A 15222-nucleotide genomic window follows, 5' to 3' on the forward strand; every position below is an offset into this window, starting at 1 on the left:
CGTGCAGGCCGCCCCGGCTGCTCGACACCGCTGGAACGCCCAACCGTCCGACAGCCGGCCCGGCACGGTTCACAACCCTTCGTGCCGGTGGACGGGTGGCGGGGGAGGGACGTCGTCGGCCCGGAGCTCGGGGCCGGTGGCTTCTCCCCGGGCGTAGCGGGCGGCCATCCGGCCCTCCATGCTGCCGAGCAGTCCGCGCACCGTGCGGGCGTTGCCGAAGGCGGCGGGATCGGCGAGGCGGGCGGCTCGCAGCCAGCGCGCGGCCCGCTCCGGGACCCCCTCGGCCAGGGTGTAGCCCTCGGCGGCGGCCATCCTGCTCAGGATCTCGACCAGGTCCGCCATGGAGTACTCCGGGAAGGGCACCCGCTCGGTGAAGCGTGAGGGCATGCCCGGGTTGAAGGCCAGCAGTTCGTCCATGTCCCGCGGGTAGCCGGCGGCGATCACCACCAGGCGCCCCCGCCAGTGCTCCATCTCCCGAATCAAGGTGTCGATGGCCTCGGCGCCGAACCCGCCGTGCCCTTTGGTGTCCCGGACCAGGCTGTAGGCCTCGTCGATGAACAGCACACCGTCCAGCGCGTCCTGCACGGCCTTGCACACCAGCGGAGCGGTCTGGCCCACGTAGCTCGCGACCAGGTCGGCCTTGGTCGCCTCGATGACGTGGCCCTTGCGCAGCAGACCCAGGTCGCGGAAGAGCGCCCCGATCAGCCGGGCCACGGTGGTCTTGCCCGTTCCGGGCGGCCCGGTGAACAGCATGTGGGGTGGGAGGAGAGGGCCCCGCTTGCGGAACTCCTGGCGCATCCTCAGTCTGTTGGCCAGGTTCTCCAGCACCTCCCGTACCGGGCCGAGGCCGACGTAGTCGTCGAGTTCGGCCAGCAGGGCCGCCGGGTCGGGTGCCGGGCGGGGCAGGTAGGCGCGGTAGGCATCGGGAATGTCCTCGGCGGTGACCGGCTCCCCGACGTCGCGCCGGACGCGACGGGCCCATTGCTTGGCGACGGCGTCGGCGAGGGTGCGCATCTCCCGGGCGTTGGCGAAGTCCGGGTTCCTGGTCCGGTACATCTCGGCGACGATCTCCCGCAGCCGGTCCGCCGTCCCCTCGGCGAGCAGCAGACCGCGCTCCGCCAGCCGGCGTTCCAGGATGGCCTGGAGCGTGCCGGGGGCGTAGTCGGGGAACTCGAGGATGTTGTCCAGCGGAAACCGGCCGGCGAGGCCGGGGTTGGCCGCGAGGAACTCCTTCATCTTCCCCGGGTATCCGGCGACGATCACGACCAGCCGGCCACGGTCGTCCTCCATGCGCTTGAGCAACGTCTGGATCGCCTCGTCGCCGAATCCGTCCCGCTGGTCGCTCAGTCCGTACGCCTCGTCGATGAACAGCACCCCGTCCAGGGCACGGTCGACCGTCGCGTTGGTCAACTGGGCGGTCTGGCCGACGTATCCGGCGACGAGGTCACTCATCTGCGCTTCGACGAAGTGACCGCGGCTCAGCAGGCCGAGATCTTGGTACATTTCACCGACCAGTCGCGCCACCGTGGTCTTTCCCGTACCCGGGTTTCCGGTGAACACCAGGTGCAGGGCGGGCGGCTCCGCGCCGGTGGCCCGCCCAAGGGCGCGCAGTTCCGCCGCGGCCTCGGTCTCGGCCCGCAGCTGCTCGAAGTGTTCCAAGAGCATGCCCATTCCGGGCATGGACTCCAGCCGTTCCCACGGGGTGCGGCCGTCGGCGGGCACGGTGCCGAGCCACTGCCGTACCGTGTCCCGGCTCAGCGTCCCGCCCTGTCGGGCCAGTCGGGCGAGCCGCGACTGCCAGGTGAGGGCCTTGCCGGGGTGGGCCGCCATCGCCTTGACGATCGGGTCGAGTTCCACCCAGTCGGCGATGCGCAGATCCTGCCGAAGCCGCACCGTGTGGATCAGCCGTTCCAGCTCGGCGGCCTCGGGGTGGCCGACCCGGAAGGTGCCGCCACGTCCCGGCGCGGCCCGCTGGTCATTCACGAAGGTCTCGAGGAACGGGAAGCTCCCGCGCACCCGCAGGAACTCGGCCACGTCGTCCAGGGTCGCCTTGCGGAAGACCAGAATCCACAGGTTGCGGTCGTCGCCGTGGTGCGCCCACCGCTCCATGGCGCCCGCCAGCTGCCGTGCGGCCCTGGTGTGGTGCAGGATCTCCTCGGCCTGGGAGAACACCACGGCGGTGCGGTGCCGCGACTGGCGGAGATAGCCGGTGAGGGTCATGACTCCGAACGGGTCGGATATCCCCGTCGACGGCGCAGGGGGCGCCGCCCCGCCACCGCTGCCGCCGAGCGGCGGTGGAGCGGGATGCGGCTCCGGGCCGGCGCGGGGCGTGAAGTCCCGTACCAGCAGCCCGTCCAGTGGGCCCCTGAGCTGTGGATGACGCATGGTGCGCCGGTCCGGCGCCCGGGAGGCCGCGGCTGCCCGGGCAGGGGCGCGCCGGGACAGGTCGCGGGAGGCGCGGTCACGGAAGTACACCGGATGGTCCAGGGAGCTGAAGACGATCCGCTCGAAGCCCTCGGCCCGCAGCAGCCGCCACAGGGCCTGTTCCAGGACGCACACCTGGTAGGCGCTGTCGACGAAGACGTCCCCCACGCCGGGTCCGTAGAGGACGGTGAACGGCTCACCGCTGTGCAGAGCGGCCGGGTCCAGCCGCTCCGTCGTGGGACCCGGCACGGACGGTGTCTCCGCAGCCGTCGCGGTCATTCTGCCGCCTTCCTCGACTGCCTCTGCTCGGCGGGACGGGGAGCGGGGCGCGGGGTGGGGTGGGGAGCGGGCCGCGGGGTGGGCAACTGACCGCCGCCGGGCGTGTCCGGCTCGCACTCCGGCGCTGACACACGGTGGCCGTCCGCCTCGAGCGCCTGCTGGATGGCCCGGGCACGGTCCATGAGTTCGGCCTCGGCCGTGACATCGTGGTCGTAGGACAGCACCCGGATCACACACTGGTCCGAATCCCGTTCCGCCTGGGAGACGTCCACCACGATCTCGTTGCCGTTGGCGCCGTTGCGGAGCTTGGCGTAGTAGCTGCCGCGGGCGTCGGCGTTCTCGTACTTGCCGTCGACGAGGTCGTAGTACGCGTAATCGCTGAGGGTCTGGGCCACCGCGTCGGCGAGGTTGACCCGGATCTGCGAGGCGAGGTGACGCATGCCCGCCCGCTCCACCGTGCCGCCCAGGGCCTGCTCGAGCCGGGTGGCCTCCTGGTCGCGCAGGCCGCGCAGCTCGTCGGTGTCCGTCACGTCGTCGCGGGCCCGGGCCAGGGCGTCGGCGGCCTCCTGGCGCAGTTCGTCGAACTCGCCCTCCGACCAGTGGACGACGTCCAGCCTGTACCCGGCCAGTGCCTCACCGTCCGGCCCGATGACCGGCCGTTGCTCATTGCCCGCGATCAGTCTCTCGACACGGACCAGGGCTTCGACCGCCTCCGACTGGGCCGAGCAGCGCTCCAGTTCCCGGTGCTCGGTGTCCACCCGCAGGTCGCTCAGCGAGTGGAAGGTCTCCTGTGCCACAGCGAGGGCGGCCTCGAATCGGCCTTCCGCCACGTTGTGCTCCACGGTGGCGAGCCGTCCGGTCAGCCGGTTGAGTGCGCCGGGCGCGTACCGCTCGTGCGGCAGAGTGTCGGCGATCAGTGCGGCCATCGTGCGAGCGTCCGCGAGCCAGGCCCGCACCATCTCCTCGGCGCGCGCCTCGCCCGCCTTGATCACTTCGATGTCCTGGGACAGCCTCGTCATCTCTGCGCGGCGCTCGGCACGTTCGGCGGCCAGCGCCCGCGTGGTCTCCTCGTGCTGCCGGGCCAGTTCCCGGCGGGTCTCCTCCCGGATCCGGCCGGCGGTCTCGTCCAGCGAGCGGTGCAGGTCCGCGGCCTGCTGCTGGAGCCGGCGCGTGGTGTCGGCCTCCAATTGCCGGGTCTGGTCGCTGAGCGCGCGAACGGCTTCCTCGTGCCGGCGCTGTCGCTGCTGGACACCAGCGAAGGTGCGGTCGATGTCCGCGCGTGTCTGGGACCGTACGTCCTCGATCAGCCGGGGGATGTTGCGCTGCACCTCCTTGAGCTGCTGCGCCTTGCGCTGAATGCGGTACCACTCCGACTCGTCGACCTGAATGCGCTTCCTACCGCTCATGGTGGTGCTTCCTTCCTCGGGACGTACGGGGTGACGTGCGGGGTGGCGTAGAGGCGCGGACGGCGTCGACCGCGCTGTCGAACGCGGTGAGCAGCCCGGTGGGTGGTACCCCGATGAGCAGGGCCTCCCGGCCGGTCACGGCGATCTCGGCGGTGCGGGGCCCCTGAGCCAGTTCGTGCCCGTGGACCGCCAGGCGGTCGGTGAGGTGGTGGATCCGCTGGTTGGAGCTGCCGCGCAGGCCCCGGCCGTCGTTCAGCGCGGCTACGTAGGTACCGTCGATCAGCACGTCGACGGCGGCGAGCAGGTCCGGTACGCCGGGTGAGGGAGGCCGGGTCAGCAGGTGCTCCAGACGGTGCCCGCTGAAGCAGATGACGGAGACGTCCCTGATCAGCCGGGCCTGGCAGACCAGCTCGGCCAGGCCGCCGGCCTGCTGCATCGGCTCCCCTCCGGAGAGGGTGAGACCGGTGACCCGGGGGTCGGCCAGGAGTTCCGCCGCCAGCGCGCCGGGCGCGACGTGCCGTGCCGGACGGTCCGGGATCCAGTCCGGGGCGATGCAGCCGGCGCAGTGGAAGGGACATCCCTGCACCCAGACGACGGACCGTACGCCCGGCCCCAGCGCCTCGGTGCCGATGTGTGTGGCGGCGACGTTGAGTACCGTGGCGGTCATCGCGGCCGCCCGCCCGTGGAGGTGACGCCGTCGGCGCGCCGCTCGGGCAGATAGGTGAACGACACTCCGTTGACCACGACCTGACCGCCGGGCCCGCATGTGGCGTCGCTCTCCCGGCCGGCGGATCCGTCCGGTGAGTAGCGGATCCGCAGATCGACCCGCGGTCCCTGCTCGGTCGACCGGCGCCGTCCGCGCACCGAGCCCCGTCCGCCGATCGCGTGTGGGCGCAGGTCCACCCGGCGCCCGTTGAGCTGGATCCGGTCGGGCAGTTGCCCGCCGTAGACCGGGGTCAGCAGCAACTCGCCGCTCAGCCGGGGCCGGTTCGTACGCCGCCACCGGAGCCAGCAGGCCAGCAGGACGGCGAACATTCCCGTGAGGAGGGCGGGCAGGAGGGCAGCGGATCCCACCGTGGCCCGCAGCGGCAGCGGTGCGCCGGTGACCTGGACCCGGCGCGGTACGTCCAGGCGCACGTCCGCGGCGAGCGGCCGCTCCCAGTCGGAGCTGACACGTCCGGCCACGCTCAGGCGGGCGTCGGCGTCCCGGTCCCGGCGGAACGGCAGCGGGCCGTCCGGGAGGGTGCCGCGCACCCTCACGGGGAATGTGCGGGACTCCCCCGGGCCCAGGGTCACGGAGGACGGCAGGCCGGAGATCCGCAGGTCGTCGCCCGGCACCGACACGTCCAGGCCACTCACGCTCAACGGCACGTGACGGGCCGTCGAGCGCAATGTGAGGCGCGCGGTGACCGAGCCGCCGGTGATGTCGCGGCGGGGGCCGTCGGACCAGGACGCGGTGATCCCCTTGCCCTCGTCGCCCGCGAGCAGGAGTCCCGCCTTGCGCGCCCGGGCACCGTCGCCGGCCCGCTTCAGGTATCCGCCGAGGTCCTCGATGCTGTCGGGGCGCAGCACCGTCGTGTCGTCGACGACCTCCCCCAGCAGCTCGGCACCGGTGGCGCCGTCGCCCAACGGCAGGGCGTATCCGGCCAGTTCGGTGCCCTTGCCGATGTCCTGCGCCCGCTCGTGCAGGTCGGTCCAGGCCGCACCGGTCGACTTCGGGTAGCGCGATCCCTTGGGCGGACTGTGCTCGCCGTCGGTGAGCAGCACCACCGAGGCGACCTCGGCGGCGTCGTCCCGTTCGAGCTCGCCAAGCGCGCTGTTCAAGGCCGACCCGACGTCCGTCTCGCCGTCGGGGTCGGGGGACGCGGGCAGCCGGGACATGATGGCGTCGGTGTCACCGCCCGAGCCGACGTAGCGCGGCTCCGTGCTGGAGTCGAAGGTGAACAGCGCGATGTGGTCCTTGGCCGACAGGCCGTCGAGGAACTGGCGCAGGGTGGAGCGGACGGTGTTGTACCGGCCTTTGTACGCCATCGAGCCGGAGGTGTCCACGAGGACCACGTAGTCGGCCGGTTGTTCGTCCAGTCCCAGGGCGTCGTAGATCTCGGCCCGGGACGGAGCGGTGTCGGCGGACGCCGTGGGCGCGGCGAGGGGCAGGAGGGCCATGAGGCTCGCGGCCACGAAGGCGCCGCGCCGGGCTCGCCCGGCGCGGCGCCGGGCAAGGCCGGCCGTTTCCTTGGACGGGGGCACGGCCGACGGCCCCCCGGCGGATGACATCACGAACGAGCTCCCTCGATGTGGGTCGGCAGGGCGCCGAGCGGGTGTTCACTGGGCGTCCCGGAACCCACCGGGTGCAGGACGAGACGGGCGGTGCCGTCGACGGCGATTCGGACGCCGACGTGGTAACGGGCTCCCTCGGCGCTCGCGGGGACCGTCAGAGTTCCGATCTGTGTCGCGTTGCCGCCCCGCGCGTCGCGTACGTGTATCCGCACGGGTCGCGCGGCTCCCGAGCCGATCGGCCTGGTCCGTACGCGGACGCGCCGGCCGCCAGTCTCGGCGAAGACGGTCGCCCCGCCCGGTTCCAGCGCTTCCGCCGGGCTGACCAGCAGATCCTCCGCTTCGATCTCGCCGCCCAGGGTCCGGTGGGTGCCGACGTAGACCGCGTACGGATACCGGTCGGCGGGGTCGACCCGCCCAGCGGCGACCAGCGCGGCGCCGAACGAGGCCGCCAAGGCGGGGTCCACACCGCCGGGCAGCGCGACCGGCGCTCGGTGATGCTGCGTCAGGTGGCGCAGAAGCGTACCCGACCGCGCCACGCCGCCCACCGCGATCAGCGGCGGCGCCGAGTCGTCCCCCGTCTCGTCGAGCACGGCGTCGAGCCCTGCGGTGAGCCGGTCGAGGGCCCGCCGGAGCACCCCGACGGTGATCTCTCCACCTGCCACCTCGAGGACCACGGTGTCGTCGTACCGCCCGGGACGGCGGGCGCTGTGACCGAGCGCGACATCGAGTCGCTGCTCCGCGCCGTCCCGGGTTCTGGCCCGCGCGAGCGCCAGGCGGGTGGCCTCGTCGTCCGGCAGCCCGGCGCCGGTCAGCAGCGCCGCGTCGAAACCGGCGGCGAAGCCGTCGCCAGGGGCTTGGCGTGCCGTGCCGGTCACCGCCACCGAGCCGGGGGCGAGGGCGCACACCGATACCTCCACTGCGGTAGCGCCCAGGTCGCACACCAGGAACCGGTGTGCGGTCGCCGTGCCCGCGTGCCGCAGGAGGGCCAGGACCGCGTGCGGGTGGCTCAGCGTCCGTAGCCGCGGCATGGGGTCGGTGCCGTGGAGGGCGGTCAGCACGTCGGTCGCCCGGCGCGCGTGAGTGGCCCGATCGTGCTGCGGGACGACGAGTACCACCTGCTCGGGGGTGCCGTAGTGCTCGCGGTACACGGCGTACGCGGCCCGAAGGGCAGCAGCAGGGTGGCCTGCCGTGTTTCCGGAAGCGGGCAGGCCTTCCCCCGGCACCTCACCGGGCAGCGCGGCCAGGGCCGGTGTGCCGTCCGAGCCGACGTGGGCGACGCGGGTGAAGCGGCCGCCCGGGTCGATGGCGATGGCCGTGGGAGTCGTCATCGCCGCATGCCCTGGAACCAGTCGGGGCGGCGAAACACAGGCCACCGCGCCTTGTGGCCCGTCCCTTGCGGCGCCGCCGGCAGGGGTGCGGCGGTCTGGGGCGAAGCTGTCTGCGGCGGCGCGGGAGCGGTCACCGGCGGCGCACCGGCCGGTGGCAGGGCGGTGAGCGGTGCCGTGGTGGGCGGCGTGCCGGTGAGCGCACCGTGGAGCCGCTGGTGTTGGTAGGTCTCCTCCGCGTGGAACCGGTCCAGCAGGTCCGCGACCGCCCGGGTCCCCTCGCTCCGGCGCAGCGCGCTGTAGAGGACCAGGTCGAGGTTCGGTGCCGTCCGGTGCAGCGGCGCCGCGAGGGAGTAGGCGATCCAGGGGCCGTTGGCCCGGATGAAGTCCGCGATCGCGGAGAGCAGTTGGGGGCTGAACCTGCCGCCGGGAGCGGCGGTGGCGATCAGCCGGGCCAACCGGTCCATCGGCTGCTTCTCACGCACCGCGCGGCCGAATTCCCACACCGATGTGAGCCAGCTGAGGTGGTGGCGCCGGCTCAGGTCCCGCACCAGGTGGTCGGGCAGGTCGAGGCGGAGCCAGCGGGCGTGCTTCTCGGTGAGCCGTCGGGCCAGGCCGTCCCGGACGAGGGATTCGGTGGAGACCCGCTGCTCCATCAGCAGTTGGAGCACACGCCAGCTGGGCGGATCCGGCTCGTCACCGAGCAGGGCTTCGACCGCCACCGCTGTGGAGGTCTGGTCCGTGTCGACACGCCGGCTCAGGGCCGCGGCGTACGCCTCCTGGGCACGGGTGTCGGTCAGCCGTCGGGCACGGGGCATCCCGGACGGGATCCTGGAGCCGTCCGCCGCGTGTGCGTGCAGAGCGCGCAGCAGGTCGGCGTCCGCCGCGACCTCCGGTGCCAGGCTCGCGCCCTCGGCCGGGGCGAGCCTGTCGAGCGCGGGCAGCAGCCGCGCGGACGCCTCCCGGCTTCGGGCGACTTCGCGCAGGCGGGGCCACATCAGATCGACGACCTCCGGCCGTCCCTCGGCCGTCGCCAGTTCAAGGGCGGTCTCCCACGCGTCGTCGTGTGCTCCGACGAACTCTTCGGCGTCCTCCGCCGTCGCGTGCGCGAAGCCCGCCCGTCCGGTGAGGGCCGCGGCGAACCGCGGCCATCCGGTGACGCCGCCCGAGGCGCCGCCGACTGCTCGCGTCGCCAGCCGCACGAGCGGCGCCAGGTCGCGTGTCCTGTCCTCCAGCCAGCTGCTGAGCCAGGCCAGCCCCGCCTCGCGGGAACGGATCAGGAGGGTGTCGGCGGCCTCCGGTGCCCGGCCGAACGTCTGCTCCGCCCAGTAGACGAGGTATCCGGTCCATTCGGGCCTGTGCTGCGGGGCTGACACCAGAGCGGTCAGCAGTTCGTCGAGTGCACCGGGCCGTTCGGCCTCCAGGGCGTGCATCAGTCCCAGATGGCCCTGCGCACGCTCGAACGACTCCCTTGTCCCGCCGCCCGCGATGACGTCCTCGGCCAGCAGGTGCGGGAGGGACCGGCTCCAGTGCAGCAGCAGCAGCGCACGCGCGGGCCCGCCCTCCGGGCCTTGCGCGCACCGGGCCAGGAAGGGCAGGAGCACCGCGAGCCGCACCTCGCCGAGGGACTCCACCGGGTACCGCTCCAACAGCCGCTGTACGTCGTGCAGGTCACCGCGGCCTTGCCGGACGGCCTCGATCACGGAGTCCAGCAGGTCGGCATCGCGCAGCGCCCGCAGTGCCTCGGCCGGGTTCTGCACCGGGATGACCTCGGTCCAGCCCAGCAGGTGCTCGACCAGTTCGGCGGTGGGCCGGGGTTTCGCCCGCAGCCGGAGCAGTTCGCTCATGTAGGTGCGGGCGGCGGTGCCCTGCGGGTCGGGCGGGCTGCCGGTGCCCGGCCAGACCTCCACCTGCCCGGTCGTAGGGGTGGCGGTGAAGACGAGCCGCAGTGCGTGGTCGGACTGCCCGGCCCAGGTCGCACCGCTCATCCAGGCGCGGCAGCCGTACGGCAGGAGAGCGCAGACAGCGTCGAGGACACGGACCCGTTCGGTGACCTCCGGGAGTGTCGTCCCGGAGGGCGGGACGATCGCGACCCGCCGGTTGTCCAGGAGCAGGGCGGCGACGCGTGCTGTCCATTCGAAGCCCAGCTCCTCCGCCTGTGCGGCGAGTTGCCCGGCCTGCGGCCGGGGCGGGGAGAGGAGCACCGGCCTCCCGCTGGTCGGCGGATGGCCGTCGTGTGGCAGCGCCTGGTCCAGCGCGGACCAGGTCAGCCGGGCAGCGCCTGCCTGGCACCAGTCGAGGAGGAAGAGTCGCCAGGTGTAACTGGGGGCGCCGGTCCCGTCCCGGCTTCCGTCCCAGGTCGTCTCGACGGTCGCGCAGACCGGGGTGGGGTCGGTGCGCACGCTGCCGAGGAACACACGCCAGGGCAGTGCCGCCGCCGGTTCGCGGCTCTCGGGGGTGCCGGTGGCGGCAGCCCACAGGTAGGACTCGGCCCGGTCCGGGGGCAGGCTGCCGTCCAGCACCTCGTATCCCATGACCTGGCCCGGGTGCTTGCCCAGCACGGCCCAGTGGGCGGCCAGCCGGTCCTGGCCCAGCTCCTCGTTCACCGCCGCCACCCCTTGCGGGCGTCCCGGACGGTACGGATCTTGCGTTCCAGGTCCGTCAGCGGCTCCAGCACGTTGATCGGCTCGGGGGAGGTGCAGATCCGGCGCACTCCGTCGACGATCTCCTCGTTGGCGTAGTTGCGGTAGTCGAAGACGTGCTGCGGGTTCAGCCGGAACCCGATGGCGGACGTCGCGTAGTAGGTGATGCGGTCGGGGTGGAAGAAGTTCGCGAGCCCGTCGCGCACCAGGCGCGCGGTGGAGCCGCGGAACTCGTCGCACAGCCACTGGAAGTAGCGCTCGCTGAGGTGCTCGGGTATGCGCGGCAGCTGGGAGCCGACGGTGTCCTGGGTGACCCAGCCTGCTTCCACAGCGGGCCGGAAGACATCCGGGTGGTCGAACTTGGCGACACAGACCGACACGTGGTGCGGCAGCCTGCCCCGGTAGTGGCCGCCCGCGTCCCTGATCCGGGTGTTCAGTTCGTTCAGCGTCGAGTAGAAGAAGGTCAGGCTCTGGGTCAGTTCCTGGGCGTCGCCGAGCGGGTCGAACAGGTAGATCAGGCCCTGGGAGCGGGCCAGTTGGTCGACCACCTGGGTCTGGAGGGGGTTGTTCGGCCGGAACGCCTCGCCCGGCGTGTCCTGGATCTCCAGGACGAAGCTCGGTTCCCGGGTGCGCCTGCGCATCATCCCGGTGCCGGGTTCCTGGCCCTGGAACGACCAGCTCATGCCCGTGACAGCCACGGTGCCGCCGGGGAACTCGCGCTGGATCGCAAGCTTGGACACGCTGTCGCTGAGGAACGTGTTGGCCTCCGCGGTCATGCCGCTGATCAGCCAGTTGCCCTGCCCGTGGCGCTGGTACTGCATCGCCGCGATGGGCAGTGCGGCCAGGTACGTGGTTTTGCCGGAGCGCGGCGCGCCCCACAGGCCGATGCGTACGCGGTCCGCGGCGGTGCCGTCTTCCTGGGGGGCTGTGGGGATCCGCAGAGGTTCGAGGTTGCCGTCCTGCACGGGTGGCATCGGCGGCGAGAGGGTGGGCTGGGACGGATAGCCCGGCGCGGGGCCGGCGTCCATGCGTCCGGGGGCCTGCGGCGGTACTACGCGGGGAGACCACCGGGTGCCGGGCTGCTCCGGCTCGGCGGGCTGCGCGGCTTCGGCGGGCTGTGGGCCGGCCGGACCGCCAGCCGGGGTGCCGGTGCCGCTCGGGCCGCCGCCGGGCTTGTCCTCATTGGGGTTGAAGAACTCTGGGGCCATGACGTTCTCCTCGTGCGGGAAAGGAATTCAGAGCAGGGGAGTGGCGAAGGCCAGACGGCAGGGTGGCCCCTCTAGTCGCCAGGGCGGGACGAGCGCCTGGGCGACATCGGCCGCCGAGTCCTGGCCGGGGCGGAAGGTGCCCTCGGCGGAGAGTTCGGCCCAGGCCGCGTCGGTGTAGCGTCGCGCCGCGATGCCCGGGTGGTCCTGCGGTGGTGGCCCGGTCTGCGGATCGGCCCTGGTCATCACCTTGACGCCGGCAGAGCGCAGGCGGCCGAGTTCCGCTCGCCAGTCGGCGCCGAGCGGGCAGGCCGGGATGATGCCGTGCTGTCGGGGCTGGCCGGGCGGGCGGCGAGCGACGATCAGGAGGACGCGCCGCACGTCCTCGGAGCTGCCCGTGGCCGCGCCGACGAGCAGAAGTACCGCCCGCAGCGCGTCTTCCAGTGAGGAGGCCATGTCCTGTTCGCGCCTGGCGGGCCGCCAGCCCGCCAGGGCGGTGAGCGCGGCGGGGGCGGGTCCGGCGGGGACGGGTGGCAGCAGGAGGGTGCGCCGGGAGGTGTAGCCGTTCTCGTGGATTTCGTGGTCGTAGTGACCGATCGCCCCGGTGCGGATCGCGGCACCTGAAGCGTCCTGCCCGGACAGTGTGGTGAGGAGGTCCCGGGCGAACGCCAGCCGCTCCTGCGTCTCGTCCCGGTCCGCGCCGCTGAGTTCGACCGTGAGGAAGACCTCGAGCCTCGGCGGGCGGAGGATCCGGTGGGGCAGGCGGGTGAGCAAGGCGGGCACGTCGACGGCGGCCGGTCTTCTCGGCGCGTGCGCACTTCCTTCCTGCGGGGTGACGAGTTCGACTTCGCCGGGTCCGCGCAGGACGAACCGTAACCGGACCTGGGACAGCGCAGCGACGGTGACCTCGTGCACGGTCAGAGGCTCGGCTCCGGTGCCGTCGGCCGCGGGCCTGCCCGCGAAGACCGGCAGGCGCACGGGCTCGGCGCCTGTGACCCCGCCGTGCACGGTGACGTCCGCGACCGCCGTCTCACCACGGCGGAGCCGGCGCCCCGCCGGGAAGAGCACGTGGCTGTGCGTCAGCACGGCACCGGTGGACCGGTCGGCCCGGGCCAGTACCAGTGTGTGGTCGGCGAGCAGGGGCGCGGTGCGCAGCACCTCTCGTACGGCTTGTGAGGTTGTGCCGTCCGCGTCGACGGCGCTGCCCCGCCCGAGTTCGGCTCGGAGGGTGTAGGCGGTACGCACGGCGGCCGCGGCCCGCTCCAGCAGGACCCATCCGGTGCGGGGGGTCAGCAGTACGACGGACTGCTCGTACGAAGGGGGGATGTAGGCCTTGAGCCAATGCAGAACGGTCGTGTCGAATTGCCTACGGGATACGGGAGGCAGTGTTCCGATACCGCCTGCGAGTTGGAATCGGCGGATGCGGTCACGGGAATCGATCATGGGTGCCAGAGAGGGCCATTGCATACTTCCCGCGTCAGCCTGCCGGGGAAGTCCGCCTTCCCCCACCGCTACCTTGATCACATTCACTTCGTCGGGCGTGAATTCGATGAAGAGTAATTCCATGATGCGCCGAGCGAACAGGTCGTCGAGGAATTCCGCGCCGTCCTGCGAACCGGGGTCACCGCGCCCGTACGAAAGATCCGGCGCTCCGGCCGGCGCCTTTCCTTCCGGTCTCCAGGGCCCGCCGCGGATCACGTCCGCGAGTTGGTCGCCGTCCGCGTCGGCCCGGCCGTTCGGCGCCCGGCTCGACAGGGTCGCGGCTCGCACGTCCCACGCGTGTCCGGCCGTCTGCAGTGCGGAGCGGGACTGTGCCACGTCCTCCTCGGTCAGTTCCCCGAGGACCCGGTCGTCCCGCAAACGCCACTGGCAGACCCCGCAGAACTCACCGACTTCCCCGGGAGTTCTGCACACAGGGCATGCCTGATCGACATGAGATTCCGTCACCCCACTCCCCCCCGATACGACGGCCGAAGATCTCTGTGGGCCGTCGCTTGATCCCCCTGAGCGTCGTAGCGGATCCCCACCCGCACGCACGCCAGCCAGAAGCACTCGCTCCGGAGGGCCTCATGATGGCACAAGTGCAGGCGGTGGGATGCCCTTTGGCGGGGAATTCCGGAACTGCAACACGCCAGTACGGGGAACTTTTGTTCCCTTTTCCGGTTGGGGCGGATCGCTCATCCGTTACGGGAGTGACTCAGGGGACGGTCTTGTCGCCCTGTACCGCCAAGCGTGCATGCCGAGCGCGCGGGGAAAGCGGCGGATTCAGCCGAGGCAGACCGGGCCGCCGTCGAGGCCTACGTCTACGACCAGCTCGGCGAGAAGATCGAAAAGTCCTACTGCTCGCAGTGCCCCTTCAGCGGGGTCTGTGCCTCCCGCGACCGGCACGAGGAGCGACTGCGCGAACACCCGCACGTCGCCGCCGAGGTACTTCTCATGGAGTTCGTGTCCCAGGCCCTCAACGAGCAGATGTCGCTGTACGGCCCGGCCGGCTCGCTCTACCAGCGGCTCGCCGAGGACGGCCGCAACAACGCCGTCCTGACCACCTTCGAAACCGCACTGGACCAGGCCGAGCACGCCGTCTGCGAAATCCGCCGCATGGCCTTCATCGGCCGGACCAAGGAGTGCCGAACCCACCACGGCAAGAAGTGCACCCGTCCGAAGTGGTGGTGCCACATGAAGCGCACCGCCCGCTGTCGACGCAACCACCCCCGGGCGGCTACACCGACCCCGAGACCGAGGAGTACATCAAGCACCCGCCCTGGTGCTCCGGCCCCGAGGGCTGCCGCGGCAAGGCCAAGAAGGGCCAGTCCTGGCGCTCCCTGCGCACCGTATGGGTCGGCGACCGATCCACCGCCCGAGATGCTCGTCCGCCGCCACGGGTCGAAGAACGCTGACGTGAAGCTCACCATCGGCGAGCACTCCCACATCCGCCGCGCCCACTACCTGCTGCCCACCGACGGCCTGCCCTCCGCCGAAGCCTTCCTCGTCGCTGCCCCCGCCGGCGTGGTCGACAAGCAGCGCAAATCCTTCGAGGCCCGTTGGCGAGACGTCACCGGCCGGACGGGCACCGTCTTCCGGCCCGTGCGGGAGCTGCCCAAGCCCGCCCCCAAGCGGAAAGGGAGAACCGATCCCGATCCGCCGGGTCATCGACACCACCGACGTCACGCTCACCGCGTGACGCCTGCCCTGGCCGGCTCGCGGCCGCGCCCCGGGACACATGTCCGGGCGCAGCCGCCGCGCTGTCGGGGGCAGGGGTGTGCCGAGTGATAAAAGTGCGGTATATGTCTCTTGCTGGTCGGGGTTGGCCATCCCCCCCCGAACTCTCGTCTGCACGGAGGCCTTTGACGCTGCGCCGCCCCACTCCCGCCCTCCTGCCGATCGTCGCCGCGGTGACGGACGGCGGAATCGGCACCGTCAACCTCGACGCCCCGTGATCCAAGTGGAAGACCGTGCCTGCCGACGCAACATCGCCGATCTCGCCCGCCCTTGACCAGCTCCGCGAGCAGCCCCGGATCGCGCCGGATGAGAGCCTCTCTCGCGCGTGGGCGGGTCTCTCGTGCGTGGGCCGGTCTCCCGGCTGTCGGGAGACCGGTCCGCGCTCCGTCCCGGCGCCTTCGCGTTCCCTCTGAAGAAGGATGAGGGGGCTGAAGTGGGTGTCACC

At 72.2% G+C, this 15222-nt stretch carries 9 protein-coding genes; 1 reads left to right on the plus strand and 8 read right to left on the minus strand.

The window, feature by feature from the left end:
* Positions 1–69 precede the first annotated feature (69 nt).
* From ADK65_RS07555 to ADK65_RS07590, 8 genes are read right to left on the minus strand one after another with little or no spacing between them, the layout of a single operon-like run.
* On the minus strand, positions 70–2703 hold the full coding sequence (locus ADK65_RS07555) for an AAA family ATPase (protein ID WP_053669020.1): 2634 nt from the start codon (positions 2701–2703) through the stop codon (positions 70–72).
* Positions 2700–4109 (minus strand): hypothetical protein, encoded by a 1410-nt coding sequence (locus ADK65_RS07560; RefSeq protein ID WP_053669021.1) that lies wholly within the window; start codon positions 4107–4109, stop codon positions 2700–2702. The genes ADK65_RS07555 and ADK65_RS07560 overlap by 4 nt, the downstream gene beginning before the upstream one ends.
* The gene (locus tag ADK65_RS07565; protein ID WP_053669022.1) at positions 4099–4776 is read right to left on the minus strand and encodes a 4Fe-4S single cluster domain-containing protein; all 678 of its coding nucleotides are present in this window, start codon (positions 4774–4776) and stop codon (positions 4099–4101) included. The genes ADK65_RS07560 and ADK65_RS07565 overlap by 11 nt, the downstream gene beginning before the upstream one ends.
* Positions 4773–6383, minus strand: coding sequence for a VWA domain-containing protein (locus ADK65_RS07570; protein WP_078955850.1), 1611 nt, complete (start codon positions 6381–6383; stop codon positions 4773–4775). Before ADK65_RS07570 ends, ADK65_RS07565 begins: the two co-directional genes overlap by 4 nt.
* The gene (locus ADK65_RS07575; protein ID WP_053669023.1) at positions 6383–7714 is read right to left on the minus strand and encodes a hypothetical protein; all 1332 of its coding nucleotides are present in this window, start codon (positions 7712–7714) and stop codon (positions 6383–6385) included. Before ADK65_RS07575 ends, ADK65_RS07570 begins: the two co-directional genes overlap by 1 nt.
* Positions 7711–10317: a hypothetical protein gene (locus ADK65_RS07580; protein WP_159038740.1), complete on the minus strand. Its 2607-nt coding sequence runs from the start codon at positions 10315–10317 to the stop codon at positions 7711–7713. The genes ADK65_RS07575 and ADK65_RS07580 overlap by 4 nt, the downstream gene beginning before the upstream one ends.
* Positions 10314–11561, minus strand: a complete 1248-nt coding sequence (locus tag ADK65_RS07585; protein WP_053669025.1) for a hypothetical protein — start codon at positions 11559–11561, stop codon at positions 10314–10316. The genes ADK65_RS07580 and ADK65_RS07585 overlap by 4 nt, the downstream gene beginning before the upstream one ends.
* 27 nt (positions 11562–11588) lie before the next feature.
* Positions 11589–13001: a hypothetical protein gene (locus ADK65_RS07590; protein ID WP_234352819.1), complete on the minus strand. Its 1413-nt coding sequence runs from the start codon at positions 12999–13001 to the stop codon at positions 11589–11591.
* A gap of 789 nt (positions 13002–13790) precedes the next feature.
* Between ADK65_RS07590 and ADK65_RS38455 the strand changes: the two genes are divergently transcribed.
* Positions 13791–14828, plus strand: coding sequence for a hypothetical protein (locus tag ADK65_RS38455; RefSeq protein WP_159038741.1), 1038 nt, complete (start codon positions 13791–13793; stop codon positions 14826–14828).
* Positions 14829–15222 lie beyond the last annotated feature (394 nt).

The sequence above is a fragment of the Streptomyces sp. NRRL B-1140 genome, assembly GCF_001280065.1.
Taxonomy (GTDB): Bacteria; Actinomycetota; Actinomycetes; order Streptomycetales; family Streptomycetaceae; genus Streptomyces.

What these genes read in the sequence shown, in the direction of transcription:
- ADK65_RS07585 (WP_053669025.1), bottom strand. Translation starts at nt 11,561, where the DNA reads ATGGCCCCAGAGTTCTTCAACCCCAATGAGGACAAGCCCGGCGGCGGC.
- ADK65_RS07555 (WP_053669020.1), bottom strand. Translation starts at nt 2,703, where the DNA reads ATGACCGCGACGGCTGCGGAGACACCGTCCGTGCCGGGTCCCACGACG.
- ADK65_RS07590 (WP_234352819.1), bottom strand. Translation starts at nt 13,001, where the DNA reads ATGATCGATTCCCGTGACCGCATCCGCCGATTCCAACTCGCAGGCGGT.
- ADK65_RS07575 (WP_053669023.1), bottom strand. Translation starts at nt 7,714, where the DNA reads ATGACGACTCCCACGGCCATCGCCATCGACCCGGGCGGCCGCTTCACC.
- ADK65_RS07565 (WP_053669022.1), bottom strand. Translation starts at nt 4,776, where the DNA reads ATGACCGCCACGGTACTCAACGTCGCCGCCACACACATCGGCACCGAG.
- ADK65_RS07560 (WP_053669021.1), bottom strand. Translation starts at nt 4,109, where the DNA reads ATGAGCGGTAGGAAGCGCATTCAGGTCGACGAGTCGGAGTGGTACCGC.
- ADK65_RS07570 (WP_078955850.1), bottom strand. Translation starts at nt 6,383, where the DNA reads ATGTCATCCGCCGGGGGGCCGTCGGCCGTGCCCCCGTCCAAGGAAACG.